Source organism: Streptomyces deccanensis, from assembly GCF_022385335.1.
Classification (GTDB): Bacteria; Actinomycetota; Actinomycetes; order Streptomycetales; family Streptomycetaceae; genus Streptomyces; species Streptomyces deccanensis.
Genome location: NZ_CP092431.1, coordinates 9,463,498 through 9,490,222, shown reverse-complemented (window position 1 = coordinate 9,490,222; position 26,725 = coordinate 9,463,498). Strand labels below are relative to the sequence as shown.

The following is a 26,725-nucleotide window of genomic DNA, read 5'->3' as shown; positions in this document are numbered from 1 at the left end:
GGTCGCACAATCATGGCGCCCGCGTGCGATCCGGGAAAGGGAGGTGTGGGGGACGTGCCCATAAGGTGACAGGGGCCGTGACCACTACGACCACAACCTCCGTTGCTTCCGCAAGGGCGTCAGGACCGTCCCGCGCGGGCACGATGTGGCCCAGGTCACCCTTCCCCCCTCGACCCGACCGACAGGTGGTGGCATTCGTGCAGCTGCGCACCCCGTTCGCCCTGCTCGGGGCGGCCGTGCTCGTGCTCGTGGGACCGCCCCTGCTGTCCACCGGCGGCGGCACCGAGAGCGGCACGCAGATCCCCGGCCTGCGTTTCATGGTGCCGAACACACCCGGCGGCGGTTACGACATCACCGCGCGGACGGCCGCGAAGAACGCCGAGGACGCCGGGCTCACCCACAACATCGAGGTGTTCAACCTGCCCGGTGCCGGTGGCACGGTCGGTCTGAGCCGGCTGGTGAGCGAGCACGGCAACGGCAGGCTCGCGATGTCGATGGGGCTCGGTGTCGTCGGCGCCGTCCGCTCCAACGACGCGCCGAAGACACTCGCCGACACCACACCGATCGCCCGTCTCACCGAGGAGCAGGACGTCGTGGTGGTCGCCAAGGACTCCCCGTACAAGACGATCGACGAGCTGGTCGGGGCCTGGAAGGAGGACCCGGGCAAGCTGCCGGTGGGCGGGGGTTCGGCGCCGGGCGGGCCCGACCATCTGGCGCCGATGCTGATGGCGCAGGCCGCCGGGATCGCGCCGAAGGACGTCAACTACATCCCGTTCGACGGCGGCGGTGAGCTGCTCGCGTCGATCCTGGGCGACAAGGTCGCCTTCGGGGTGTCCGGGGTCGGCGAGTACCTGGACCAGATCAAGGCGGGCGAGCTGCGGCTGCTCGCGGTGACCGGCCCGAAGCGGGTCGCCGGGCTGGACGCGCCGACCCTCCAGGAGGCCGGCTACGACGTGAACTTCACCAACTGGCGCGGCATCGTCGCCCCGCCCGGCCTCACCGAGGCCGAGCGCGACAAGCTCACCCGGCTGATCGAGGAACTGCACGACTCTCCGGAGTGGCGGCAGTCGATGAAGCAGAACGGCTGGGACGACGCCTTCCTCACCGGCGAGAAGTTCGGCGAATTTCTGGACGCCCAGGACAAGCGCGTGGTGTCGGTGCTGAAGGAGCTGGGACTGTGACGACGGAGACGGACACCACCGGCACTCCCCCTACACCCGCCGAGGAGCGCCGCTCCTGGCTGCGCGACCACTCCGAGCTCGGCGTCTGCGTCCTGCTGCTGGCGCTCGGCGTCCTGGTGCTGACCGACGCGCTCACCATGGACGTCGACATCGCGCAGCGCGGTCCGGTCGGCCCGAGGACCGTGCCGATCGTGGTCGGCGGCGGTCTGCTGCTGATCGCCGCCCTGCTCGCGGTGGACGTGCTGCGCGGCGGCCGGGGCGAGGCGGAGGGCGGCGAGGACATCGACCTGTCCGAGCCCGCCGACTGGCGCACGGTCCTGCTGCTGGCCGGGGTGTTCCTCGGCGCGGCCGTCCTGATCGAACCGCTCGGCTTCCCCATATCCGGCGCCCTGCTGTTCTGGGGCGCGGCCTACGCCCTCGGCAGCCGGCACCTGGACCGTGACCCGCTGATCGCGGCCGTCATCTCCCTGGTCACGTACGCGGTGTTCAACAACCTGCTCGGGGTGCCGCTGCCCGGCGGTCCGCTGATGGGAGTGCTCTGACATGGACGCCTTCAGCTCCCTCCTCGACGGCTTCGGTACGGCGCTGACGCCGATCAACCTGCTGTGGGCCGCGATCGGTGTCCTGCTGGGCACGGCGATCGGGGTGCTGCCCGGGATCGGGCCCGCGATGGCGGTGGCGCTGCTGCTGCCGGTGACGTACGGGCTGAACCCGGTCGGCGCGTTCATCATGTTCGCGGGCATCTACTACGGGGCGATGTTCGGCGGCTCGACGACCTCGATCCTCCTCAACACCCCCGGGGAGAGCGCGGCCGTGGTCGCGGCCATGGAGGGCAACCCCATGGCCAAGTCCGGGCGGGGCGCGCAGGCGCTGGCGGCGGCCGCCATCGGGCACTTCGCGGGCGGCATGGTCGGCACCATCCTGCTGGTGGCACTGGCGCCGAAGGTCGCCGAGCTGGCCGTGGACATCGGCGCCCCGGACTACTTCGCGATCATGGTGCTGGCGTTCATCGCCGTGACGTCGGTTCTCGGCTCCTCGCGCATCCGGGGCCTGGCGTCCCTCCTCATCGGCCTGACGATCGGTCTGGTGGGCCTGGATCAGATGACCGGCCAGCAGCGGCTGACCTTCGGTTCCCTGCAACTCGCCGACGGTGTGGATGTGGTGATCGTCGCGGTGGGTCTGTTCGCCATCGGCGAGGCGCTGTGGGTCGCCGCCCACCTGCGGCGCAGCCCGCCCGAACCGATCCCGGTGGGCCGGCCGTGGCTCGGCCGCTCCGATGTGAAGCGGACCTGGAGGTCCTGGCTGCGGGGCCCGTTCATCGGCTTCCCGTTCGGCGCGATCCCGGCGGGCGGCGCGGAGATCCCCACGTTCCTGTCGTACGTCACCGAGAAGCGGCTGTCGAAGCACAAGGCCGAGTGGGGCAAGGGCGCCATCGAGGGCGTCGCGGGCCCGGAGTCGGCGGCGTCGGCCTCGGCGGCGGGCACGCTCGTCTCCATGCTGACCCTGGGCCTGCCGACCACGGCGGTCGCGGCGGTGATGCTGGCGGCGTTCCAGCAGTACGGCATCCAGCCCGGCCCGCTGCTCTTCGAACGCGAGCCGGACCTCGTGTGGGGCCTGATCGCCTCGCTCTTCGTCGGCATGGTGCTGCTGCTCGCCCTCAACCTGCCGCTGGCCCCGCTGTGGGCGAAGCTGCTGCGGATCCCGCGCCCGTATCTCTACGCGGGGATCCTGTTCTTCGCGGCGGTCGGCGCGTACGCGGTCGGCGGCGAGGTGATCGACCTGGTGATCCTGCTGGTCATCGGCCTGATCGGCTTCGGCATGCGCCGCTACGGCCTGCCGGTGCTCCCCGCCGTCATCGGCGTGATCCTCGGCCCGAACGCCGAGCAGCAGTTGCGCCGGGCCCTTCAGATCAGCGACGGCAGCGTCACCGGCCTGGTGAACACGCCGTTCTCGGTGACGGTGTACGTGATCATCGCGGTGCTGCTGGCGTGGCCGCTGCTGAGGCGACTCGTCACCCGCGGGCCCCGCGCCGAGGCGGGGTGAGCGGCTGCCGTGCGCTCAGCTCGCGCCCCGCTCCGCCTCCTCGTGCAGGAAGGCGCTGATCTGGCCCGCGATGTCCGCGCGGCCCGGGCCGCCCGTCGGGTCGAGGAGGTCCTCGTCGACGCCGATGCCGCCGGACCACAGGTACCGCTCGGTCCACTCCTCGTCGGCGCGCAGCTGGACCTGGATGTCGAACTGGGTGAGGTGGGCCTCGGGGGCGGCCGCGTACAGGACGGAGGTGGCGCGGCGCAGCGGGTAGAGGTCGAAGCCCTCGATGAACTTGGAGTTGCGCCAGTCGAGGAAGGCGCTCTCGCCGTCGGGGCCGGTGCGGATGTCGAGCTGGCCGTCCTCCAGGTGAAGGCCGACGTGGTCGCCGCCCCGGTTCTCGACGGTGACCCGGAACCGGAAGTACGTGAGGCCCTCGGCGGCGTCGTCGCGTCCCCGTGGGGGTTCCGCGCACTCCACTCCGTGGACGCGCACACGCAGGCCGGCCAGGTCGCCCTCGTACTCCTGCCAGTCCCCGATCACGTTGGGCTCGCGCACCGTCCACCTCTCCACATCGGCGGGACACCTCCCGCGTCGCGCGCACCACAGTGCCACACCCGTCGGACGTCCGGGTCCGGGGCATTACCGCCGGTCAGAGGTGATCAAGCCGTGTGCAGCGACGATTCCCGGGAGGGTCCCACGAAGGAGGTCGGGCACGTGCCGCACATCACGTTCACGGTCCACGGAACGGATGTGCGGCGGCCGACTTGCCGATTCCCCGGGCGGGTTCCGGCGCCGTACGCTACGTTCGATCACCGCCGGTTGGCGCACCGTCGGCGAGGTCGCGTGCAGGGAAGGTTCTGAGCGTCGCATGGGCAACTTCGGCATCGCTCCGTCGACGGGCCCGGTCATGACCGGAGGGCTGGCCGATCCGTTGTTCGAGACGGCGCACCGCGATCCCGCGCTGCCACAGCTCGCCCGCCGCGACAACTCCTCCCCCGACTCCCCGGGCACCTGGACGCGGGTGAGCGCGGCCGAGGCACGGGACGAAGTCTCCGATCTGGCCAAGGGGTTGATCGCGTCCGGGATCCGGCCGGGCAACCGGGTGGCCGTGATGGCGCGGACCCGCTACGAGTGGACGGTGCTCGCCGTCGCGCTGTGGGCCGTGGGCGCGGAGATCGTGCCGGTCTGTCCGACGTCGTCGCGCGACCAGATCGAGTGGATCCTGCGGGACGCGGCCTGTGTGGGCGTGGTCGTCGAGGACGAGTTGGGCGTGATGACCGTCGGCTCGGTGTGCGCCAAGCTGCCGCTGCTGCGGTACGTGTGGCAACTGGACGCCGAGTCCCTGCCGCAGTTGATCGAGGCGGGCCGGGACGTACCGGACGCGACGGTGGACTCGTTGCGCCGTATCGTCATGCCGGACTCCACCGCCGTGATCGCGTACACCTCGGGCACCACCGGCCGGCCCCGGGGCTGCGCGCTCTCCCACCGCAGCCTCGCCAGTCCCTGTGACGCCCTGCTCGCCGGCTGGCGGCACACGGCGGCGGCGCCCGGCGAACAGCCCGCGATCCTGGCCTTCCTGCCGTTCTCGCACGTCTACGGTCTGATGATCCAGGGGATGTGTCTGCGCGGCGGGCTGCTCCTCGCGCACGAGCCGGAGTTCAGCGAGGAGGCGCTGTCCGCCGCGCTGCGCTCGTTCCGGCCGACGTTCCTCTTCGGCGTCCCGTACCTCTTCGAGCGGATCTACAAGAACTTCCTGCGCAAGGCCCAACAGGCCGGCCGGGGGCCGTTGTTCGAACGGGCCGCGCGCACCGCCCAGGACCACGCCCTCGCGGTCGAGCGGCAGCGGCTGGGCACGGGTCCCGGGCCGGCGATGGATCTGAAGCTCCAACACGCCCTCTACGAGAAGACGGTGTACCGCAAACTGCGCGCGACGCTGGGCGGCCGGGTGCGCGGCGGCACGTCGGGCGGCTCCCCCCTCAACCGCGATCTGGCGCTGTTCTACGCGGGCATCGGCATCCTCGTCCACGACGGGTACGGCCTGACCGAGACCGCGGGGGGCATCACCGCCCAGCCGGTGGGCCGGGAGAAGTTCGGCACCGTGGGCCGGCCGCTGCCGGGCACCGAGATCCGGGTGGCGCGGGACGGGGAGATCCTGGTCAACGGGCCCTCGGTGTTCCAGGGGTACGTCAACGACGAGGCGGGCACCCGGGCCGCGCTGCAGGACGGCTGGCTGGCCACGGGGGACATCGGGCGGCTGGACTCCGAGGGCTATCTGTCGATCACCGGCCGGAAGAAGGAGATCATCATCACCAGCGGCGGCAAGGGGGTCGCTCCCGCGCCGCTGGAGGAGCAGTTGCGGACGCATCCGCTGATCCACCAGGCGGTGGTCGTGGGCGACAACCGGCCCTGTGTGGGCGCCCTGCTCACGCTGGACCCGGAGTTCCTCGCGCACTGGCGGGGGTCGTTGTCCGCGCCGGGCGAGCTGCTGGGGCGGGAGGCGCGGGAGGAGAACGCGCTGCGGCAGGAGGTGCTGCGGGCGATCGCCGCGGCCAACAGCACGGTCTCGCGCGCGGAGTCGATCCGTGTCTACCGCATCCTGCCCGAGCCCTTCGACCTCGCCAACGGGATGCTCACCCCGTCGATGAAGCTGCGCCGGGACACCATCGTGCAGCGGTACGAGGCGGAGATCGAGGCGATGTACGCGACCTCGGCGCGCACCGCCCGCCGCACCCTCTCGGAGCAGAACGCGGGCTGGGACGACTCGGACTCCGACGACGTGTTCCGACGCGCCCGGCACTGATCGCGCGAGCGACCGCCGACGGCTGTCGATCCCCGTCCCGACCACGGGTCGGGTCCCCGTCCGACCACGCGTCAGGCCGTTGTTGACGAAACGGTCCTTCAGATGCGGAGATGCTCCAGGCACCAGCGGGGAGACCGCTTGCCCGAGAGCACTCCGCACCACCGTGAGACGAAGGACGAGGACCCATGGCACTGCAGATCAGCGCCACCAACCCGGAACACCCCGCGCTGCTGCTCGAACTGCCGTGGCACCTGCCGCTGGAGGAGTGGCCCGAACACCACCTCGTGCCGCTCCCCCGGGGCATCTCCCGCCACGTGGTGCGTTATGCCCGCGCCGGCGACGAGGTCGTCGCCGTCAAGGAACTCGCCGAGCGGCCCGCCCTGCGCGAGTACGAGCTGCTGCGCGACCTCGACCGGATCGGCATCCCCGCCGTGGACGCGCTCGGTGTGGTCACCGGCCGTCTCGACGAGGCGGGCGAGCCGCTGGAGCCGGTGCTGATCACCCGGCACCTGGGCGGTTCGATGCCGTACCGCTCGATGTTCGAGACGACCATGCGCCCGGCCACCATGCACCGGCTGATGGACGCCCTCGCCGTCCTGCTGGTGCGGCTGCACCTGGCCGGGTTCGCGTGGGGCGACTGCTCGCTGTCCAACACCCTGTTCCGGCGGGACGCGGGCGCGTACGCGGCGTACCTGGTGGACGCCGAGACGGGCGACCTGCACGCGCGGCTGAGCCAGGGGCAGCGGGAGTACGACCTCGATCTGGCCCGGGTGAACATCAGCGGCGAGCTGCTGGACCTGGAGGCGTCGGGGGCGCTGCACCCGTCGGTGGACCCGATCGACTTCGGCAACGAGATCTGCTCCCGCTACCACCGGCTGTGGGAGGAGCTGACCCGCAGGTCGGTGTACCCGGCGGGGAAGTACCACTACATCGAGCGCCGGATCCGCCGTCTCAACGACCTCGGTTTCGACGTCGCCGAGATGCAGATCGAGCACGCCGACAACGGTGACACGGTGACCTTCGTGCCCAAGGTCGTCGACGCGGGCCACCACCAGCGGCAGCTGCTGCGGCTGACCGGTCTGGACACCGAGGAGAACCAGGCCCGGAGGCTGCTGACCGACCTGGAGAGCTGGATGGCCACCCAGGACGACTACGCCCCGGGCGACCCCCTCGGCGCCCGCCCCGAGGTGCTGGCGCACCGCTGGGTGCGGGAGGTGTTCCGCCCGACCGTGCGGGCCGTCCCGCTCGAACTGCGCGGCACGGTGGACCCGGCGGAGATCTACCACCAGCTCCTCGAACACCGCTGGTACCTGTCCGAGCGGGCCCAGCACGACATCGGCCTCGACATGGCGGTGAAGGACTACATCGACAACGTCCTGCCGAAGACGCTCGCGCCGCTGCCGCCGACGGTGGACGACGTCACCCCCGAGTGAGACACCCGGTCACCTGTGGGGGACGACCGCCACCGGGCAGTGCGCGTGGTGCAGGACGCCGTGGGCGACCGAGCCGATGCGGGCGCCGACGGCCGTACGGCGGGCCCGGCGCCCGACGACCACCAGCTGGGCCCGCTGGGCCACGGACAGCAGCACCTGCCCGGCGCTGCCCATCTCGACGTGCTGGGTGACCCGCACGTCGGGGAAGCGCTCCCGCCACGGTTCCAGCGCGGCGGCGAGTGCCTTCTTCTCGTACGGCTCCAGCCCGCCGGCCTCGTCGAGGAGCTTGAGCGAGCCGGGGCTGTACGCGTACAGCGGGGGCAGTGTCCACGCCCGCACCGCGCGCAGCGACGCCCCCCGGGCGGCCGCCGTCTCGAACGCGAACCGCAGCACGTCGGCGCTGTCCTCGGGGGTGCCCTGCTGGCCGACGACGACCTCGCGTCCGGCGGCCTCGGCGCTCGGGCTGTCCTCGGCGCGCACGAGCACGACGGGGCGCGGTGACTCGACGATCACCTGCTGGCCCACGGAGCCCAGCAGGAAGCCCACGACGGCGCCGTGTCCGCGCGAGCCCAGCACCAGGGTCTCGGCGTGCTCGGCGGCGCCGACCAGCGTGTCGACCGGCGGGCCCTCCACCAGGTCCGTCGTCACCTCCAGCTCCGGGTGGCGCTCGGTCACGCCCCGCGCCGCCTCGGCGAGGGCCTCCCGGGCCCACCGCTCCTGTCCGTCCCGGTCCACGGTGATCGCCTCGTGCGGCTCCCACCGCCACGCGTGCACCACCCGCAGCGCCAGGCCCCGGCGTACGGCCTCCCGGCCGGCCCACGCCAGCGCGGCGAGGCTCTCGGGGGTACCGTCCACTGCGGCAGTGATCGGGCGCGTCGTCATCGGCCACCTCTCGGTCGTCACATGGCTGACGGGTCCAGTCTTCACTACGCTCGCCGTATGACCTTGGTGTGGGAGCAGGTGCTGGTGGACGCGGCCGATCCGGCGGCGCTGGGGCGCTGGTGGGCCGAGGCGCTCGGGTGGGTGGTGGTCGACGAGTCGCCCGACGAATACGAGATCCGCCCGGCGCCGGACCGTCTCCCCGGCCTGCTGTTCGGGCGCAGCCCGGACGCCAAGGACGGCAAGAACCGACTCCATCTCGACTTCCGCCCCGTCGACCAGGAGGCGGAGGTCACCCGCCTCCTCGCCCTCGGGGCCCGGCACGCGGACATCGGACAGACCGGTGACGAGCCCTGGGTGGTGCTCCAGGATCCGGAGGGCAACGAGTTCTGCGTGCTGGCCCCACGCGCGGGCTGACGGCGCCGCCGGCGTACCGGCCCGTGGCTCCGCGGAAACCGCGCACATCGGCGCGGTCGAACATACGATGGGCCCATTGTCTCGGGGCGGAGGAGTATGACTCAGGCGGTCGGTCCGGCGCGGAACGTGATCCTCACGGTGGATGACGATCCCGGGGTGTCCCGCGCGGTGGCGCGGGATCTGCGCCGCAGGTACGGCGAGTCGTACCGGATCGTGCGGGCGGAGTCCGGACGGACGGCGCTGGAGGCCCTGCGGGAGCTGAAGCTGCGGGGCGACCAGGTGGCGGTGATCCTGGCCGACTACCGGATGCCGGAGATGAACGGCATCGAGTTCCTGGAACAGGCCCTGGACGTCTATCCGGGGGCGCGGCGGGTCCTGCTCACCGCGTACGCCGACACCGGAGCGGCGATCGACGCGATCAACGTCATCGACCTCGACCACTATCTGCTGAAGCCGTGGGACCCGCCGGAGGAGAAGCTCTATCCGGTCCTGGACGACCTGCTGCAGGCCTGGCGGGCCGCCGACCGCACCTGTGCGGGCACCACGAAGGTCGTCGGACACCGGTGGTCGGCGCGGTCGTCCGGCGTACGGGAGTTCCTGGCGCGCAACCAGGTGCCGTACCGCTGGTTCTCGTCGGACGAGCCGGAGGGGCGGCGGCTGCTCGCGGCGGCCGGCGCGGACGGCGAGCGGCTGCCGCTGGTCGTCACCCCGGACGGTACGCCGCTGGTGGCGCCGGAGGACCCGGAGCTGGCGGAGAAGGTGGGGCTGGCGACCACGCCGGCCCAGGAGTTCTACGACCTGGTCGTCATCGGCGGCGGACCCGCCGGGCTGGGCGCGGCCGTGTACGGGGCCTCGGAGGGGCTGCGGACGCTCCTCGTCGAGCGGTCGGCGACCGGCGGGCAGGCGGGCCAGAGTTCACGCATCGAGAACTACCTCGGGTTCCCCGACGGGGTGTCCGGCGGCCAGCTCACCGACCGGGCGCGCCGTCAGGCCACCAAGTTCGGCGCGGAGATCCTCTCGGCCCGCGAGGTGAGCGCCCTGGAGGTGAACGGGTCCGCGCGGACCGTCCGGTTCTCCGACGGTTCGGCGGTCGCCGCGCACAGCGTGATCCTCGCGACCGGCGTGTCGTACCGGCAGCTCGCCGCGCCGGGCTGCGCGGACCTCACCGGCTGCGGGGTGTTCTACGGTTCCGCCCTGACCGAGGCGGCCGGCTGCCAGGGCCACGACGTGTACATCGTCGGCGGCGCCAACTCGGCCGGGCAGGCGGCGATGTACCTGTCCAGGGGCGCCAAGTCGATCACCCTCCTCGTCCGCGGTGACTCGCTCACCGCGTCCATGTCGCACTATCTGATCCAGCAGCTCGCCGAGGCCCCCAACATCTTCGTGCGCCCCGGCACGATCGTGGAGGCCGCGCACGGCACGAACCAGCTGGAGCAGCTGACGCTGAAGGACGTGGCAAGCGGCCGGGAGGAACTCGTCGACGCCCAGTGGCTGTTCGTGTTCATCGGCGCCGAGCCGCACACCGACTGGCTGGAGGGGACCGTGCTCCGCGACGAGCGCGGTTTCATCGTGGCCGGACCGGACATGACCCCGGACGGGAGCCCGCCCGCGGGCTGGGAACTGGACCGGCCGCCGTACCACCTGGAGACCAATGTGCCGGGTGTGTTCGTCGCCGGGGACGCGCGGTCGGAGTCAGCGAAGCGGGTCGCGTCCGCCGTGGGAGAGGGAGCGATGGCCGTGATGCTGGTGCACAGGTATCTGGAGCAGTCATGACCGGTGCCGAGGCCTCGGAGGTCTCGTCATGAGCGGGCAGCCGTCGCCGTGCGACCGGGCCGAGCTGGGCCGCCTGTTCCTGTTCGAGAAGCTGGACGACGAGCAGTTGGACCGGCTGTGCCGTGAGGGCCGGGTGGAGCGGTTCGAGCCGGGTCATGTCTACCGGGAGGGCGAGCCGGCCACCTGCTTCTTCGTGCTCCTGGAGGGCACGGTGGTGCTGTCGCGGCAGGTCGGCGACGACGACGTGGAGGTCAGCCGCAGCTCCCAGGTCGGGGTGTACGCGGGCGCCTTCCAGGCGTATCTCGGCGACCAGGCGGACCAGGCCCGCTACAAGGGCTCCATGCGGGTCACCGTCCCCTCCCGCTTCTACGTCCTGCCCGCCGCCGCCTTCGCCCAGATCATGCGCGACTGGTTCCCCATGGCCGTCCACCTGCTGGAGGGCCTGTTCTTCGGGAACCAGAACACCCAGCGGACCATCAACCAGCGCGAACGGCTGCTGGCGCTGGGCTCGTTGTCGGCCGGACTCACGCACGAGCTGAACAACCCGGCGGCGGCCGCCGTCCGGGCGACCTCGGCGCTGCGGGAGCGGGTGGCCGGGATGCGGCACAAGCTCGGGGCGATCGCCTCCGGGCCGTACAAGCGGGCCATGCTGGAGTCACTGGTCGATCTCCAGGAACGGACGGCCGAGCAGGTCGCCAAGGCGACCCCGCTCAGTCCGCTGGAGGCCTCCGACCGGGAGGACGAGCTGACGGACTGGCTCGACGACCACGGCATCGCGGGCGGCTGGCAGCTCGCGCCGAACTTCGTGCAGGCCGGACTCGACACCGCGTGGCTGGACCAGGTCGCGGAGGCCGTGGACGAGCACACCCTCGAAGGGGCGGTGCGCTGGCTCAACTACACCGTCGAGACCGAGCTGTTGATGAACGAGATCGAGGACTCCACGACCCGCGTCACCCAGCTCGTCGACGCGGCGAAGCAGTACTCGCAGCTCGACCGCGCGCCCTACCAGAACGCCGACGTCCACGAACTCCTCGACAGCACCCTGCTGATGCTGTCCGGGAAGATCGGCGAGCGGATCGAGGTGGTGAAGGAGTACGACCGCTCGCTGCCGCGGATCCCCGCCTACCCGGGTGAGCTGAACCAGGTGTGGACGAACCTGATCGACAACGCGGTCTCGGCGATCAACGACACCGGGGGCGCGGGCACGCTGACGGTACGGACGGCGCTGGACCACCGGGACCAGGTGCTGGTGGAGTTCCGTGACACCGGTCCCGGCATCCCGGCGGAGATCAAGGGCCGTATCTTCGACCCGTTCTTCACCACCAAGCCGGTCGGGCAGGGCACCGGGCTCGGCCTCGACATCTCCTGGCGCATCGTCGTCAACAAGCACCACGGGCACATCGAGGTGCACTCGCGGCCGGGGGAGACCCGCTTCCAGGTCTTCCTGCCACTGACGGCGCCGGCGACCGACCTGGACATCACGCTCGCCGACGATCCCGAGGAGACGTCATGACCCTGCCCGCCGGAATCGACCCCGCCGTTCCGCCGAGCGGCGACGGATGCGTGGAGTGCGACGCGGCCGGCGGCTGGTGGTTCCACCTGCGGCGCTGCGCCCAGTGCGGCCATGTCGGCTGCTGCGACTCCTCCCCGGCCCAGCACGCCACGGCCCACGCGGAGGCCGCCGGGCACCCCTTCGTGCAGAGCTTCGAACCGGGTGAGTCCTGGTTCTGGAACTACGAGACCTCCGAGATGTACGAGTCGGGGCCCGACCTCGCGCCGCCACGCAGCCATCCCGAGGACCAGCCGGCACCGGGCCCCGCGGGGCGCGTCCCGCGGAACTGGACCGAGGCACTGCACTGACGGGGCCGCGTTGTCGTCTGCGGGCCGGTGGGGCTTCTCGCGCAGTTCCCCGCGCCCCTGAAAAGCAGGGGCTGCGCCCCATGCTTTTCAGGCCCGCAGGGGCCTGGTCTTTTAGGGGCGCGGGGAACTGCGCGAGAAGCCCCACGCACCCGCACCCGACAACGCACCCCATGCCCCCGCCCCACCGAACGGAGTGACATCGTGTTGATCGGGATCGGCGAGATCCAGGACGCCGCCCAGCGCATCGCCGGCCACGTCGTGCGCACCCCCACCCTCGCGAGCCCAGGCCTGTCCGCGCTGCTCGGCGCTCCGGTGACCACGAAGCTGGAACTGCTGCAGCGCACCGGCTCGTTCAAGGCGCGCGGCGCGACGGCGAAGCTGCTGACGTTGACGGACGCGGAGCGGGCGGCCGGGGTCGTCGCGGTCAGCGGCGGCAACCACGGCATCGCGCTGGCGCACATGGCCGCCGCGCTGCACATCAAGGCGACCGTGGTGATGTCACAATCCGCGCCCCGCCGGGCGGCCGACCTCGTCGAGGCCGCCGGTGCCTCGCTGCGGCTCACCGACGGGATGGCGGAGGCGTTCGCGCTCGCCGAGCAGCTCCGGTCGGAGGGCCTCACCCTCGTCCACCCGTTCGACGACCCGATGGTGATCGCCGGACAGGGCACCGTGGGCCTGGAGTTCGCCGAGGACCTGCCGGACGCCGGGGCGACGGCGGGCTCCGGCGTACTCACCGACGTGCTCGTCAGCATCGGTGGCGGCGGGCTCGTCGCCGGTGTCGCCGCCGCCTTCCGGGCCCTGCTGCCGGGCGTCCGCGTCTGGGGCGTGGAAACCGTCGGCGCCACGGCCATGGCCGACGCGATCACGGCGGGCGGCCCCGTGACCGTCCCCCTCTCCTCCGTCGTCACCACCCTCAGCGCGCCCTCCGCCTCCCGGCTCACGTACGACCATGTGGCCGCCCTCGTCGAGGACGTCCTCGTGGTCTCCGACGCCGAAGCCGTGCAAGGGGTTCTCGACTTCGCCGAGCACGGCAAGGTGTGGACGGAGCCGGCCGCCGGCTGTCTGCTGCCCGCGGCCCGGCAGGTCCTCGCACGCGTCGGCGACGGCGCCCGGCTGGGCCTCGTGGTCTGCGGCGGCAACGCGACGACGGCCGACATCGCGGAGTGGGCGCGCCGGTTCGAGCTGCGGTGACCCGGAGCCACCGGGGCCCGACGTCCTTGTCCCCAACACCCTTACCCCCAACGCCCTTGGCCCGCACTGCACTTGAGGTCGCTCACCGGTCGCCCGGCATAATGTTCGGGTGACCACCCCCACTCCCCTCCCGGGCCCGACTCCGCCCGAGCGCACCCCCGTCGTCATCGTCGGCGCCGGACCGGCCGGGCTCACCGTCGGCAACATCCTGCGCGCCGCCTCCGTGGACTGTGTGGTGCTGGAGACCGAGAGCCGCGCGTTCATCGAGCGCCGCCCCCGGGCCGGGTTCCTGGAGGAGTGGGCGGTGCGTGCGCTCCAGGGGCGCGGACTGGCCGACCGGCTCGTGGAACGGGCCCCGTTGCACACGGAGTTCGAGTTCCGTTTCGCCGGTGAGCGGCGGCGGTTCCCGTACACGGAGATCACCGGTCACCACCACTACGTCTATCCGCAGCCGCTGCTGGTGACGGACCTCGTCCGGGAGTACGCGGACGTCCGGGGCGGCGACATCCGCTTCGGTGTGCGGGACGTCGAACTGCACGACATCGACGGGGAGCACCCGTCCGTGTCGTACGTGGACCCGGCCACCGGCGAACGGCACGTCCTCGCCTGCGAGTTCGTCGCCGGGTGCGACGGCGCCCGCGGGGTCACCCGGGCCGCGCTGCCGGCCGCGCACGCCACGGTGGCCCGGCACGACCACGGGGTCGGGTGGCTGGCGCTGCTCGCCGAGGCGCCCCCGTCGTCCGACTGCGTCGTCCTCGGGGTGCATCCCCGGGGGTTCGCCGGGCACATGGCGCGCAGCCCCGAGGTCACCCGCTACTACCTGGAGGTCCCGGCCGGTGACGATCCGGCGAACTGGCCGGACGACCGGGTCTGGTCCGAGCTGCACACCCGCCTCGCGGCGCCGGGCGCCCGGCCGCTCACCGAGGGGCCGTTGGTCGAGAAGCGGGTGCTCGACATGCACAACTACGTCACCGAGCCGATGGCGTACGGCCGGCTGTACCTCGCCGGTGACGCCGCGCACCTCGTCGCGCCCATCGCCGCGAAGGGCATGAACCTGGCCCTGCACGACGCCCTCCTCCTGGCGGACGCCCTGATCGCCCGCCTGGGCAAGGGCGACGACAGCGGGCTGCGCGGCTACTCGGACGCCTGTCTGCGCCGGGTCTGGCACTACCAGGAGTTCTCGCAGTGGCTGGCGGAGCTGCTGCACGGGCCGTCGTCCGGCGACCCGTTCCGCGCCGGCGCCGCCACCGCGAGGCTCCGCCGCGTGCTCGGCTCCCCCGCCGCCGCGTCGACCTTCGCGGAACTGTTCATCGGCAAGGGAACCGATCACTGACGTCGGCCGGTCCTCGCGGCGGCACCGTCGTCGAGACGTCAGTGGCCGTCGTGGCAGCAGCCGTCCCGGCGCATCAGCCGACCGACCTCCAGCCAGTCCTCCTCCGTCGCGGCGGCCTCGGCGCGGCGGGCGGCGGGCCGGTAGGCGGCCACCAACTCCTCGGTGGTGAAAGGGGTCCCGCCGCGCAGGACCGACACCGTGCGGACGAGGTCGGCGAAGTCGGTGAACGGGTCGCCGTCGACGATCGTCAGGTCGGCGAGCTTGCCCGTCTCGACGGTGCCGAGGTCGTCGTCGAGGCCGAACAGGCGGGCCGGGAGGGCGGTCGCGGTGCGCAGGGTCTCGGCGGGGGTGAGGCCGCCGGCGTGCAGGGCGCGCAGGGCGAGGTGGAGGAAGAGGCCGACGGGGCCGAGCGGCTGGTCGGTGCCGAGGGCGACGACGCCGTCGGCCGCGAGGATCCGCCGGTAGATACCGGTCTCGGTGCGCAGCGCGGCGAGTTGGGCGTGGGTCGGCGGGACGGCCGCGCCCTGCCGGACGACGGCGGCGTCCCACGGCGGCATGACGACCGTGACGCGGGGGTCGTCGGCCAGCGTCGGGTCGGCGCCCATGAGGGGCGCGGCCGTGAAGGGGGTGGCGATCAGGGAGAAGTCGACACCCTGCCGGGTGTAGATCTCCACGACGTCCTGGTAGGCCTGTCCGCTCGCGGTGATGGCGTGGCCGAACTCGGCGCGTTGGGTGGCCTGGAGATGGGTCGTCAGGTCCTGGCCGAGTTGGATGCCGGGCGAGAGCAGATGGCCGCCGGTGCGGACGCCGAGGCGTTCGTGGGCGAAGCGCGCGGCCTCGCTCATCACCCAACCGGGCGCTCGTACATAGGTCTTGACGAAGTCCCAGTCGAGCGCCTCGGCCCGTTCGAGCGAGCGGCGCAGTCCGGCCTTCGTGCGGTGGGCGCGTCCCATGCTGTACGCGACCCGGGCGCCGTCGAGGAGTTCGCCGGTGGTGAGGAGGCGGGGTCCGGCGAGTCGGCCGGCGTTCACCTCCTCGCGGATGCGGGCCTGTTCGTGGGCGAAGCCGCCGAGGGAGACGGCGGTGGTGACGCCGTAGGTGAGCTGTGCGGTGGCCTGGCGGCTGCCGTAGGTGCTCTGCCAGGGGTGGGTGTGGCTGTCCCAGAGGCCGGGGATCACGGTGTGCGCGGAGGCGTCGATCCGGCGGAGCGCGGCGCGGCGGTTGCCCCGGTGCGGTTCGACGGCGGTGATGCGGCCGCCGCGGACGACGATGTCGACGTCGTCGCGGACCGTCTCGCCGGTGCCGTCCCACAGCCGTCCGGCGTGGACGACGGTGTCGGCGGGGGTGCGCCGGGTGCGGTCGAGCGGTACCCGGACGGTTCGGGTGTGGTCGCCGTTGACGTCGATCAGGCGGAGCCGGGTGCCGGACTGGTAGAGCAGGGTCGTGGAGTCGCCGGACCAGGTGGGGTGGTCGGCGGGTTCGGTGGTGAGGGTGCGGAGTCTGCCCCGGGGGGTGCCGTCGGGGGCGACCGGCAGCAGGCACAGCGCGGATTCGACGATCACGGCCATCCAGCGTCCGTCGGGTGACCAGACGGGGCCGGAGTCGTAGCGGTCGGCGATGGAGGTGTGGGGCGCGACCGCGTGCAGCCGGTCGGCGCCGGTCGTGGCGTCGACGACCCGGATCAGGTTGTAGCCCTCGCGGAAACGGGCGCCGAGACGGTTGCGATCGCACAGCGCGAGGTACCGGCCGTCGGGCGACCAGCTCGGCCTGCCGGGGATTCCGCCCCCGCCGAGCGGTGCCACGAGCACGCGTTCCTCTCCGCTCGCCAGATCCCGTACGACGAGCCGGCCGGCCATGTCGAGGCACGCGAGCCGTTCGCCGTCGGGCGAGAGCGCGGGCATGACCCGGCCGCCGGTCGCGAGGGCGGTCTCCTCGCCGGTGGCCGGATCGTGTCGGTACACGCCGAGGAGGCCGTCGCGGTCGTCGGCGTAGACGAGCGAGCGTCCGTCGGGTGCCCAGGAGGGTGCGAGGAGGGTGCGGGTGGGCGGCGACTCGCGCAGCCTCTTCGGTCGGCGGCCGCCCGAAGTACCGCCCAGCCAGAGCGAGTTGAGGGCGGCGAAGGCGATGCTGCGGCCGTCCGGCGACAGGGCGGGCAGGTGGATGCCCCGTACCGGCCGGACCCGTTCCTCCCCCAGGTCGTACTCCTTGACCCGGTAGCGCGGCCGGTCGACCGGGAGCACGCCCTCGAAGGGGATCCGCTCGGCCCGCGCGGGTTCCTCGGGCCGTACGAGGCTGAATGCGCCGTCCAGGGTGACCAGCAGTCGGCCGTCGGTGGTCCAGCGGGGCGGCACGGGCGCGAGGTCGCCGTCGACCTCGACGGGCCGCCCGTCGACGACGAGGGTGCAGGAGCCGTTGGGGGCGGCCGTGGTGCGCAGGTGGGCGAGGCGGCCGTCGGCGGCGAGGGCGGGGGTCATGACCTGGGCGGCGGTGGTCTCGGTGTGCTCGACGGTCACGGCTCCGGAGCCGTCGGCGGCCACGGCGGCGACCGTGCGGGCCTCGACGGACGGGGTGGTGCCGGAGGTGACGACCTTGCCGCGCACGAACAGCAGGCGGGTGCCGTCCGGTGACCAGGTGGGGTCGAAGTCCTCCCACGGGCCGTCCTGGAGGGGGCCGTCCTGGTCGGGCAGGCCGGTGACGGGGGTGATCTCGCCGGTGGCGAGGTGCAGGACGTGGATGCGGTAGGGGCTTCCGCCGGAGGCGGCGCCCGGGTCGCCGCCGCGTTCGGAGCCGAAGGCGAGCCGGGTGCCGTCCGGTGACCAGGCCGGTGCCCGGTCGTCCCAGGGGCCGTCGGTGCGCTGCGTCAGGTCGGAGCCGTCGGGGCGCATGGTCCACAGGTGGAAGCCGCCGCCCTGGTAGGCGCAGAAGGCGACGAGTTCGCCGTCCGGGGAGTACGTGGGCCGGTTGGGTTCGAGGCCGGCCGGGGTGAGGGGGACCGCCTTGCCACCGCCACGCGGAACCGACCACAGGCCGCTCTGGATCTCGGCGATCAGTGTGCCGCCGGCGGGCGCGAGGGTCGCCGAGCCGTTGGTGGCCCGGGTGAAGGTGAGAGTGCGGCCCGCGCCGGCGGTACGGGGCCGGGCGGCGGCGGGTGCGGCCGGGCCGACGGTGCCGAGGACCGCGGCGGCCCCCGTGGCACCGGTGGCGGCGAGAAGTCGACGGCGGCTCAGGGGCGGGGTGGGGCGACTCTGGTCACGGTCCATGACACGCCACGCTCGCGCACCACCCGCCCCACGGGCAACACCACCATTCACGCCATCGGGGGGCGTCACCCACGGGTGTGACGGCGCCGGTCAGTCGCCGGCGTGGCGGCGGCGGATCCAGGCAGGGAGTGCGAACCAGCACAGCAGGTACCAGAGGACCACGCAGCCGACGAGCCATGGCACGTACTCGTCGTGGGTGGCCACGCGCAGGATGAGCAGCAGGGCCGCCGTCATCGTGGCGAGGAGCAGGATGAGGCCGACGACGGTCAGTCTGCTCGCCCACTCCACGGCGGCCGGCTTGATGCGGCGGCCGGCGACGATCCGGTGGAAGGAGACGGGGCCGATCAGGGCGCCGGTGGCGGCGGCGCCGAGGACGACGGTGACGATGTAGATGGTCTTCTCGGTCTGCGGCAGGTCGTCGTAGCGCGGGGTGAAGACGACGGTGAGGAGGAAGCCGAAGAGGATCTGCACCCCGGTCTGGGCCACCCGCACCTCCTGGATGAGTTCGCTCCAGCGGCGGTCGGCGCGCTCGTCCTCGGTCTCGTCGCGGCCTCGGTCCCGGCTGCCGTGCACCTCGGTCACAGGTCCTCCCGGTCGGTCGATGTTCCCTTCCCTGGATGGTGCCGTGACCCGCCGGGCACGCACACCCCTCCACAGCTTCACTCACACGAGTGAATCCAGTTGCCTGGTCGGTCACTTGTGTCATTTCCGGCTTAGCGTGATCGCCGTGACCGACTCCTCAGCAACGTCCCGCCGGGGTTTCCTCCTCGGCGCCGCCGCGCTCGCCCTCACCCCGCAGTTCGTCCGCCAGGACCCGGCCGCCGCCGCGGCCGATGTGCCCGGCTTCCCCGCGGACGTCGAGCTGTACCGGTCGGTGTACCGCAACTGGGACGGGGAGATCACGGCCTCCGGCCTGTGGGCGTGCGCGCCGGCCGACGCCGGGCAGGCGGTGGCGGTCGTCAACTGGGCCCGGCGGCAGGGCTGGAGGGTCCGCGCGCGCGGCCTCTCCCACGGCTGGTCGCCCCTGACGATCACCCCCGGCACCGACTCCGACGCCCCGTTGCTGCTCGTCGACACGACCGCCCACCTCACCGCCATGACGCTGGAGTCCACCGACCCGGCCGCCGTCCGGGTGGGCTCCGGTGCCTCGCTGGAAGAGCTGCTGACCTTCCTGGAGGGCCACGGCCTCGGAGTGACCGCCTGCCCCGCGCCCGGTGACCTCTCTATCGGCGGCGCCCTCGCCGTCGACGCGCACGGCACGGCCGTACCGGCGCGCGGGGAGACCCGGCCGCCCGGTCACACGTACGGCTCGCTCAGCAATCTCGTCCTGTCGCTGACGGCGGTGGTCTGGGACGCGGACAGCGACGCGTACGTCCTGCGGACCTTTCGGCGCGACGACGCGGACGGGGCCGCGCTGCTCACCCATGTCGGCCGGGCGCTGGTCACCGAGGTCGTGCTGCGGGTCGGGGAGAACAACAATCTGCGGTGTCTGAGCCGGACCGACATCCCCGCCGGGGAGCTGTTCGCCGCGCCCGGCACCGGCGGGCGTACCTGCGCGAGCTTCCTGGACGAGGCGGGGCGGCTGGAGGCGATCTGGTTCGCGTTCACCGAGTTCCCCTGGTTCAAGGTGTGGAGCGTCGAGCCGACCCGTCCGCTCACCTCGCGGCGCGTGACCTCGCCGTACAACTATCCCTTCTCGGACAACGTGCCGACCGTCGTCGCCGACCTCGTCGGGCGGATGGTGTCCGACGCCGCCTGGCATCTCGCGCCGGTGCTGGGCAACGCCCAGCTGACCACGGCCTCGCTGGGGCTGACGACCACGTTCTCGGCGGACATCTGGGGGCCGTCGAAGAACACGCTTCTGTATCTGAAGCCGACGACCCTGCGGGTGACGGCCAACGGGTACGCGGTGCTCACCTCGCGGGACCAGGTGCAGCGGGTGGTCTCCGAGTTCGCGGCGTTCTACCGGGAGCGGCTCGCCGCGTACGCGGCCCGGGGGCGGTTCCCCGTCAACGGGTCGGTGGAGATCCGGGTGACCGGCCTCGACGACCCGGCGGACGTCGGGGTGGCCGGTGCCCGTGCCCCGCTGCTGTCGGCGCTGCGGCCGCGCGCCGACCGGCCCGAATGGGACACCGCCGTGTGGCTGGACGTGCTGACGCTGCCGGGGACGCCGCACGCCGAGGCGTTCTTCCGGGAGCTGGAGCGGTTCCTGCTCGCCACGTACGACGGCGGCCACGCCCTCACCCGGGTCGAGTGGTCCAAGGGCTGGGCCTACACGGACGAGGCCGCCTGGAGCGACGAGGAGGTGCTCGGCACCGTCGTACCGGAGTCGTTCGACGACGGCGCGGGACCGGGCTGGGCCGGAGCGCTGGAGATCCTGGACCGGCTCGACCCGCACCGGGTCTATGGGAACGCGTTCCTCGACCGACTGTTCCCGTAAGTGTTCCCGTGAGCGAATCCGGCAGCCGGCCGGAGGCGGCGCGTGCCGCGCTCCGGCCGGCTCCGCCTCCCGGTGTCTCACACCTTGCGCCAGCGCGCCATGGCGAACGAGAACAGTCCGAACAGGACCAGCCCGGCCGCGACACAGGCCAGGAGCGCCGGGCCCGCGGGGGCGTCGGCGAAGGAACGGAGGGTGTCGTCGAGCCCCTTGGCCTCGTCCGGCTCGTACTGGATCGCGGCGCGGACGGCGAAGACACCGGCCGTGGCGAACACCAGGCCACGGGCGACCCCGCCGACCACCCCGGTCACATCGACGGCCTGCCGCGTCCGGCGGGACATCTCACCGAGCCGCAGATGCTTGTGGTACGAGCGCATCGCGGCCCGTACGCCGATCCACCCGCCGGCGGCGATCACGCCCACGCCCGCCGCACCCACGAGCCACTGGCCGCCGGGGAGTTCGAGCGCGCGGGCCGTGACGTCCCGGGACTGCTCGTCGCTGGAACCGCCACCGCCTCCCCCGCTGCCCCCACCCGATGCGAACGTCAGCACCGAGTAGGCGACGAAGGCGTAGAAGACGAAGCGCGCGGCGGACGCGAGCCGCTTGGTCCACTTGCGGCCGTCGGGGCCCGCCGCCCCGAACACCGCCTCCGACAGCCGCCACAGCGCCATGCCCACCAGGCCGACGCCGAGGGCCCACAGCATCACGGAGCCCAGCGGCTTCTCGGCGATCTCCTCCAGGGCGCCCTGTCGGTCCGCCTGTTCCGAGCTCCCGCCGAAGGCGATCTGCAGGGCCAGCGCCCCGACCAGCAGATAGATGACGCCGCGCGCGGTCAGTCCGGCGCGAGCCGCGCCCTCGGTCACCGAACTTCGTGCCGCTCGCCGGCTGCCCACCCCCAGAGTCGTCATCAGACCCGCCCCTCCCGCCCCTCGACCCGCAGCTGGAGCTGGACCTCCTGGTCGCCGGCTTCCACGCCGACCTGACGCACGGCGTACTCCTCCTCCAGCGCGGACCGCAGCAGCCGTACGGCCGCCGGGCTGCCCTGGACCTCGACGGTGACGGGCGCGGACGGCGGCTCGGCGTGCCCGCCGGCGCCGGTGGAGACGGCGGCGGAGGTGTCGTACATGCCGGTCCACATCGTGGGCCGGTCGGTGCCCGTCTCGTGCGGCGGGTCGTCGGGGCGCCGGTCCGACTCGTAGTGGGCGCGCAGACAGGCGAAGACGCGTTCGGCGTCCTGGGCGGAGCAGTCGCAGAGCACGACCTCCACCTGGGACACGGGCAGACTGGGCAGGGTCACGAGCCTTCTCCCTCGTGTGAGCGACAGGGTGCGGGTACCCCGAGTACCCCCATCGTCTGCCCGAAACGGGGTTCTCGCAGGTCGCGCGATCGGCCCGGCGCCGCACGGGCCGTGGGCTATGTTGAGTGCTCGTGGGAGACGAAGGAGGCACGCGGGTGCCATCGCCGCAGCAGGCACGTGCGCAGGCATCAGCGATCACGTCCGGGCGGACCGCGCCGGAGACCGGGCAGTCGCCCACGTCCCGGCTCAGGGAGCTGTTCGACGGCCCGCGGCTCTCCCCGGGGCAGCGGCGGATCGCGCAGTATCTGATCGAGCACATCACCGAGGCCGCGTTCCTGTCGATCACCGATCTCGCGGAGCGGGTCGGGGTGAGCCAGCCCTCGGTGACCCGGTTCGCGGCGGCCGTCGGCTTCAGCGGCTACCCCGCGCTGCGCGAGCGGCTCCAGTCCATCGCGCTGGCCACCCTCGGCAGCGCCCCGGGCGTCTCGGCGGCGGACCGCAGCAACGAGTTGCAGGCGGCCGTGGACGCCGAGATCGAGAACCTGGAGAACCTGCGGCGCGACTTCGCCGATCCCGACCAGGTGATCGAGATCGGCCGTGCCCTGTCCCTGTCGGCCCCGCTGACCGTCCTCGGCCTCAGGATCTCCGGCGCGCTCGCCGAGTACTTCGCGTACGCGGCCCGCCGTATCCACCCAGACGTCCGGCTGGTGACCAAGGGCGGCACGGTCGCCTACGACACGCTGCTGCAGTCCCGTGAGGCGGGGGGCACCTGGGTCCTGGCGTTCTCCATGCCCCGGCACGCGCAGGAGACGCTGACCGCGCTGCGGGTCGCCCACGGTGCCGGGCTCAAGGTGGCCCTGGTGACCGATCTGGCGCTCGGGCCGCTCGCGGACGAGGCGGACGCCGTCTTCGCCACCGGCACCGGATCCCGCCTGGTCTTCGACTCCTACGCGGCCCCCGTGATGATGTCCTCCGCCCTGCTCCAGGCCATGACCGACGCCGACCCCGAGCGCACCCAGGCCCGGCTGGAGGCGTACGAGCAGGTGTCGGAGCAGCATCAGTTCTTCCTCAGGGACTGATCGCACTCCACCCCCATGCCAGGACAGCGGTGGATTCTTCCTGTCTTTCCCGGCATGAATTTTTCCATGCCCTTGCATACTCAGGGGTATATATAAATACTGCTCGCGGATCGTGACCCGGTGGAACGCCGGGTGACGTCGTCCACCCGGGACCGTCCGCTCCTACCCGCCACGGCGCCCCGGGAGGCGGCCCCGGCCATCCCCTATGCCGGGGCCGCCCGGATTGCCCCACCCGCTGCTGCACCCATGGCGTCGATGCAAGACCGGAGTGTTCACACATGGCCCTGACCACCTCGCCCCTCCGCACGGACTGGCCGTGTCAGGTCAAGACACCCGGCAGTTACGACTGGGAGAGGTCCGCGGCCAAGTGGCTGCGCGAGCTGGTCCCGGCCCGCTACGGCACCTACCCGGCGATGATGCGTCACCCCGTGCTGCTCGCCCGCCACGCGCAGATCCAGGTCCAGCACGAGATCCGGGTCGCCCGCACCGCCCTGCAGACGGCCCGCGCCGAGCTGCCCAACCTCGGCATGTCCGAGTCGGTCATCGAGCACACCATCAAGATGTACGCCGCCGAGGTCATGCAGCTGAACCACATGGCCCGCTCCATCCGGGCCGTCAGCCAGGCCCTCGTCGACCACAACCTGGCCCGCGCCTCGCACTGACCGTCCCCGCCCCCGCGCGCCGCGATACACGGGACCGCCCGGGGGAAGACGATGGACAGGCACCGGCCGGGCGCACCGCCCGGCCCGACAGAGGGGCGGGACCGATGGATTCCTGGACGTGGGTGATCATCGCGGTCGCGGTGGCCGCGGCCGCTCTGCTCGGGGCCGCCGTCTGGCTGCTCCTGCGGCTCGTCCGCACCCGACGCGAGCTGCGCCGGGCCGGACTTCCCACCGGCCCCAAGTGGGTCTTCTGGGGTGCCGTCCTCTATCTCGTCCTGCCGACCGACCTGGTGCCGGACCCGGTCTACCTGGACGACATCGGCGTCCTGCTGCTGGCGATCAGGTCCATGCGCTCCGGCCGCCAGGACGCCCTGGCCGCCATGGAGCGGCAGGAGGGCACGGGAACCGCCCTGCGGGGATGAGTCGTTGTCGGGCTGACGGTCACTGCGACGGACGGCACCGATGAACGAGCTGGTACCCGGGGGCAACGCCCCTCTGCCGAGCGGCACCCTGACGATCAGGGTGCCGGGCCCCTTCGACGTCTCCGCCCTCGTCACCGACGACACCGGAAAGGTCCGCGGCGACGCGGACTTCGTCTTCTACAACCAGCCGACGGCCCCCGGGGCCCGGCTGGCGGGCGACACCCTGACGGTGGATCCACCGGGCCTCCGCCCCGGCGCGACCCGGCTCACCGTCGCCGTCAGCCCCGCCGAGCCCGGCACCCCGTTGGGCCATCTGCCCGCACCGACGCTGCTCGTCACGGGCCGCGACGGCCGCACACTCGCCCGCTTCACCCCACCGAGGCCCCGGAGCGAGACCGTACTGCTGTTGGCGGAGCTGTACCGCAAGGGCACGAGCTGGAAGATACGGGCCCTCGGCCAGGGATACGCGGACGGACTGGCGGGGGTGGCGAGGGACTTCGGCGTGGAGGTACTGGAGGACGCGACGTCGGGCGCGCCCGGACAGGTGCCCGCGTCGGGACTCGCGCCCCGTCAGGGGCGCGGGGAACTGCGCGACCAGCCCCCACCGACCCGCACGCGCCCCACAACCCCACCACCCCCCACCTCCACCCCCACCCACTTCCTCGACCTGGTCAACTCCACCCGGGCCGCCGAGGGTTCTCCGCCCGTCGCACCCGACTCCCGCCTCTCGACCGCCGCCCAGGCCCACGCCTCCGCGATGGCCGCCCAGGGCCGGCTCGGCTCGGAGAGCGACGGCCTCTCCGTCCACCAACGCGTCACCTCCACCGGCTACGCCTACCTCACCGTCGGCGAACACCTGGTCTCCGGTCCCCGCACCCCCGGCGAGTTCGTGGACTACTGCCGCTCCGACCCCGAGGCCAGGCGCACCCTCTGCGAACCCGCCTGCACCCAGGCGGGCTTGGGCCACGCCACCGACCCCCGCTCGGGAACCGTCTACTGGACGGCGCTCTGGGCGCAGCCCTTCACTCCCGCCGGCCTCCACCGGACCGCCACCGAGGTCATCGCCCTCACCAACACTGAACGGGCCAGGGCCGGCCTCCCCCCGCTCTCCCCCGACCCCCATCTCACCGACGCCGCCCAGGCGCACAGCGCCGACATGGTCGCGCGGGCCTTCTACGCGCACACCTCCCCCGACGGCGCCGAACCCTGGCACCGCGCGGCGGCCGCCGGCTCCACCCGGCGGTCCATCGGGGAGAACATCGCGTGCGGCCAGCGGTCCGCCGCCGAGGTGGTGCTCGGGTGGATGAACAGCCCCGGGCACCGGGCGAACATCCTCAAACCCGGCTTCACCCATATAGGTATCGGCTTCGTCGGCGGCGGCGCGGCCAGCACGTACTGGACCCAGCTCTTCGGCGGGTGAAACCGATCCATCCGACTGTCCCTCTTTCGAGTCGGGCAACTCGCCCCCAGACCTGGCTACTTGACTCTCCGTGATCGCTCGACTCCAATGCACCTGTCGATGACGGCGGGCAACAGGAGACGAATCGGATGGTTCAGATGGTTTCGAGAACGGTGGGCACGGGTGTGGCGACGCTGGGCGCGGTCGTCCTGTCCCTCCTGACGGTCCCCGCCCACGCGGCCCCGGCCGCGGGCCCGGACACGACCGAGCTGCGAAAAACGCTGCGCACGGCGCTGTCGCAGGGAGCGCCGGGCGCGTTCGCGAGGATCGACGACAACGGCAAGACGCACCACCTCGCGGAGGGCGTCGCGGACCGGTCCACCAAGCGGGCCATCGGCACCGGCGACCGCATCCGCGTCGGCAGCGTCACCAAGACGTTCACGGCGGTGGTCCTGCTGCAGCTGGTCGACGAGGGCAAGCTCAAGCTCGACACCTCCGTCAACACGTATCTGCCGGGGCTGCTGCCCGACAAGAAGATCACCGTGCGCCATGTGCTGAGCCACCGCAGCGGGCTGTACGACTACGCCAACACCCTCTTCTCCCCCAGCGTGGCGGGGTTCGAGAACGTGCGGAACAAGGTGTTCACCTACCGTCAGCTGATGGACCTGTCGCTCGCCAAGCCGCTGACCAACAAGCCGGGCGCGTCCTACGCGTACTCGAACGCCAACTTCGTCGTCGCGGGGATGCTCATCGAGAAGATCACCAAGAAGTCGGTGGCGACCGCGTACCAGGACCGGATCATCAAGCCGCTGAAGCTCGCGGACACGTTCTACGTCCACCCGAAGAACACGATCCCCGGCAGGCACTCGCGCGGGTACATGACCGCCGACTCCACCGGCAAGAAGATCGACTCGACGCTGCAGACGACGTCGTGGGCGCAGAGCGCGGGCGGTCTGGTGTCCGGTGCCAAGGACCTGAACACCTTCATGTCCGCGCTGGTGCAGGGCAAGCTCACCTCGGCGGCCCGGCTGAAGGAGATGCTGAAGTGGACTCCGGTGAACAGCACCCAGGCGTACGGCCTGGGGCTGCGCCGGCGCGACCTGTCGTGCGGGGTCTCGGTGTACGGGCACACGGGGACGGTGCAGGGCTACTACACCTGGGCGTTCACCTCGAAGAGCGGCAAGCGCAGTGTGACCTCGTTCGCCAACACGTCCAACAACGGCACGGTGTACGCGACGGTCAACCGCACGCTGGAGTCCGCGTTCTGCGGCTGA

At 72.4% G+C, this 26,725-nt stretch carries 23 protein-coding genes; 17 read left to right on the top strand and 6 right to left on the bottom strand.

Translation table 11 applies throughout. The annotated features are described in order from the left end of the window. Window positions 1-197 precede the first annotated feature (197 nt). The 3 genes from L3078_RS41750 to L3078_RS41740 are packed head-to-tail and all read left to right on the top strand — an operon-like array spanning window position 198 to window position 3,224. Window positions 198-1,181 (top strand): Bug family tripartite tricarboxylate transporter substrate binding protein, encoded by a 984-nt coding sequence (locus L3078_RS41750; RefSeq protein WP_239760699.1) that lies wholly within the window; start codon window positions 198-200, stop codon window positions 1,179-1,181. Then, the gene (locus tag L3078_RS41745; RefSeq protein WP_239759435.1) at window positions 1,178-1,723 is read left to right on the top strand and encodes a tripartite tricarboxylate transporter TctB family protein; all 546 of its coding nucleotides are present in this window, start codon (window positions 1,178-1,180) and stop codon (window positions 1,721-1,723) included. The genes L3078_RS41750 and L3078_RS41745 overlap by 4 nt, the downstream gene beginning before the upstream one ends. Window position 1,724: 1 nt before the next feature. Next, the gene (locus tag L3078_RS41740) at window positions 1,725-3,224 is read left to right on the top strand and encodes a tripartite tricarboxylate transporter permease (RefSeq protein ID WP_239759434.1); all 1,500 of its coding nucleotides are present in this window, start codon (window positions 1,725-1,727) and stop codon (window positions 3,222-3,224) included. A 15-nt stretch (window positions 3,225-3,239) separates the two neighbouring features. Here the strand turns inward: L3078_RS41740 and L3078_RS41735 are convergent, their stop codons facing one another. Beyond that, window positions 3,240-3,764, bottom strand: coding sequence for a hypothetical protein (locus tag L3078_RS41735; RefSeq protein WP_239759433.1), 525 nt, complete (start codon window positions 3,762-3,764; stop codon window positions 3,240-3,242). Window positions 3,765-4,077: 313 nt separating this feature from the next. Between L3078_RS41735 and L3078_RS41730 the strand changes: the two genes are divergently transcribed. Continuing rightward, window positions 4,078-6,009 carry an AMP-dependent synthetase/ligase gene (locus L3078_RS41730; RefSeq protein ID WP_239759431.1) on the top strand — a complete coding sequence of 644 codons (1,932 nt, stop codon included), beginning with the start codon at window positions 4,078-4,080 and terminating at the stop codon, window positions 6,007-6,009. Window positions 6,010-6,194: 185 nt separating this feature from the next. Further along, window positions 6,195-7,442, top strand: coding sequence for a DUF4032 domain-containing protein (locus L3078_RS41725; RefSeq protein ID WP_239759430.1), 1,248 nt, complete (start codon window positions 6,195-6,197; stop codon window positions 7,440-7,442). Window positions 7,443-7,451: 9 nt separating this feature from the next. Here L3078_RS41725 and L3078_RS41720 read toward each other — a convergent pair whose 3' ends face one another. Further along, complete coding sequence (locus tag L3078_RS41720) at window positions 7,452-8,324, bottom strand: universal stress protein (RefSeq protein ID WP_239759428.1); 873 nt, start codon at window positions 8,322-8,324, stop codon at window positions 7,452-7,454. 57 nt (window positions 8,325-8,381) lie between these two features. On the opposite strand from L3078_RS41720, the gene L3078_RS41715 reads away from it, so the two are divergent. The 6 genes from L3078_RS41715 (at window position 8,382) to L3078_RS41690 (ending at window position 14,895) form a co-directional block, all read left to right on the top strand. Next, a complete protein-coding gene (locus tag L3078_RS41715; RefSeq protein ID WP_239759426.1) occupies window positions 8,382-8,738 on the top strand; it encodes a VOC family protein in 357 nt (118 codons plus the stop codon). 96 nt (window positions 8,739-8,834) lie between these two features. After that, complete coding sequence (locus tag L3078_RS41710; protein ID WP_239759424.1) at window positions 8,835-10,511, top strand: NAD(P)/FAD-dependent oxidoreductase; 1,677 nt, start codon at window positions 8,835-8,837, stop codon at window positions 10,509-10,511. A 28-nt stretch (window positions 10,512-10,539) separates the two neighbouring features. Further along, complete coding sequence (locus tag L3078_RS41705) at window positions 10,540-12,024, top strand: ATP-binding protein (protein WP_239759422.1); 1,485 nt, start codon at window positions 10,540-10,542, stop codon at window positions 12,022-12,024. Beyond that, window positions 12,021-12,371: a UBP-type zinc finger domain-containing protein gene (locus L3078_RS41700; RefSeq protein WP_239759412.1), complete on the top strand. Its 351-nt coding sequence runs from the start codon at window positions 12,021-12,023 to the stop codon at window positions 12,369-12,371. Before L3078_RS41705 ends, L3078_RS41700 begins: the two co-directional genes overlap by 4 nt. 204 nt (window positions 12,372-12,575) lie before the next feature. Continuing rightward, window positions 12,576-13,562, top strand: coding sequence for a pyridoxal-phosphate dependent enzyme (locus tag L3078_RS41695; RefSeq protein ID WP_239760697.1), 987 nt, complete (start codon window positions 12,576-12,578; stop codon window positions 13,560-13,562). Window positions 13,563-13,671: 109 nt separating this feature from the next. Further along, entirely contained in the window at window positions 13,672-14,895 is a 1,224-nt protein-coding gene (locus tag L3078_RS41690) for a 4-hydroxybenzoate 3-monooxygenase (protein ID WP_239759410.1), read from the top strand. Between the two features lie 38 nt (window positions 14,896-14,933). Here the strand turns inward: L3078_RS41690 and L3078_RS41685 are convergent, their stop codons facing one another. Further along, window positions 14,934-18,155, bottom strand: coding sequence for an amidohydrolase family protein (locus L3078_RS41685; RefSeq protein WP_239759408.1), 3,222 nt, complete (start codon window positions 18,153-18,155; stop codon window positions 14,934-14,936). Window positions 18,156-18,245: 90 nt separating this feature from the next. Further along, window positions 18,246-18,737, bottom strand: a complete 492-nt coding sequence (locus L3078_RS41680) for a DUF6328 family protein (RefSeq protein WP_239759407.1) — start codon at window positions 18,735-18,737, stop codon at window positions 18,246-18,248. A gap of 145 nt (window positions 18,738-18,882) precedes the next feature. On the opposite strand from L3078_RS41680, the gene L3078_RS41675 reads away from it, so the two are divergent. Next, window positions 18,883-20,595 carry a cholesterol oxidase substrate-binding domain-containing protein gene (locus tag L3078_RS41675; protein WP_239759405.1) on the top strand — a complete coding sequence of 571 codons (1,713 nt, stop codon included), beginning with the start codon at window positions 18,883-18,885 and terminating at the stop codon, window positions 20,593-20,595. 77 nt (window positions 20,596-20,672) lie between these two features. Here L3078_RS41675 and L3078_RS41670 read toward each other — a convergent pair whose 3' ends face one another. Together L3078_RS41670 and L3078_RS41665 are read right to left on the bottom strand one after the other, a co-directional pair. Beyond that, window positions 20,673-21,500, bottom strand: a complete 828-nt coding sequence (locus L3078_RS41670; RefSeq protein WP_239759403.1) for a DUF1206 domain-containing protein — start codon at window positions 21,498-21,500, stop codon at window positions 20,673-20,675. Then, window positions 21,500-21,889: a hypothetical protein gene (locus tag L3078_RS41665; RefSeq protein ID WP_239759402.1), complete on the bottom strand. Its 390-nt coding sequence runs from the start codon at window positions 21,887-21,889 to the stop codon at window positions 21,500-21,502. The genes L3078_RS41670 and L3078_RS41665 overlap by 1 nt, the downstream gene beginning before the upstream one ends. Before the next feature lie 155 nt (window positions 21,890-22,044). On the opposite strand from L3078_RS41665, the gene L3078_RS41660 reads away from it, so the two are divergent. The 5 genes from L3078_RS41660 to L3078_RS41640 all read left to right on the top strand — a co-directional run bounded on the left by L3078_RS41660 (window position 22,045) and on the right by L3078_RS41640 (window position 26,725). After that, on the top strand, window positions 22,045-22,968 hold the full coding sequence (locus tag L3078_RS41660; protein WP_239759401.1) for a MurR/RpiR family transcriptional regulator: 924 nt from the start codon (window positions 22,045-22,047) through the stop codon (window positions 22,966-22,968). Between the two features lie 278 nt (window positions 22,969-23,246). Continuing rightward, entirely contained in the window at window positions 23,247-23,630 is a 384-nt protein-coding gene (locus L3078_RS41655) for a hypothetical protein (protein WP_239759400.1), read from the top strand. Window positions 23,631-23,734: 104 nt separating this feature from the next. After that, a complete protein-coding gene (locus tag L3078_RS41650; RefSeq protein WP_239759399.1) occupies window positions 23,735-24,052 on the top strand; it encodes a YkvA family protein in 318 nt (105 codons plus the stop codon). A gap of 40 nt (window positions 24,053-24,092) precedes the next feature. Further along, window positions 24,093-25,472, top strand: a complete 1,380-nt coding sequence (locus tag L3078_RS41645; protein ID WP_239759398.1) for a CAP domain-containing protein — start codon at window positions 24,093-24,095, stop codon at window positions 25,470-25,472. Between the two features lie 137 nt (window positions 25,473-25,609). Further along, window positions 25,610-26,725: a serine hydrolase domain-containing protein gene (locus L3078_RS41640; protein WP_239759397.1), complete on the top strand. Its 1,116-nt coding sequence runs from the start codon at window positions 25,610-25,612 to the stop codon at window positions 26,723-26,725.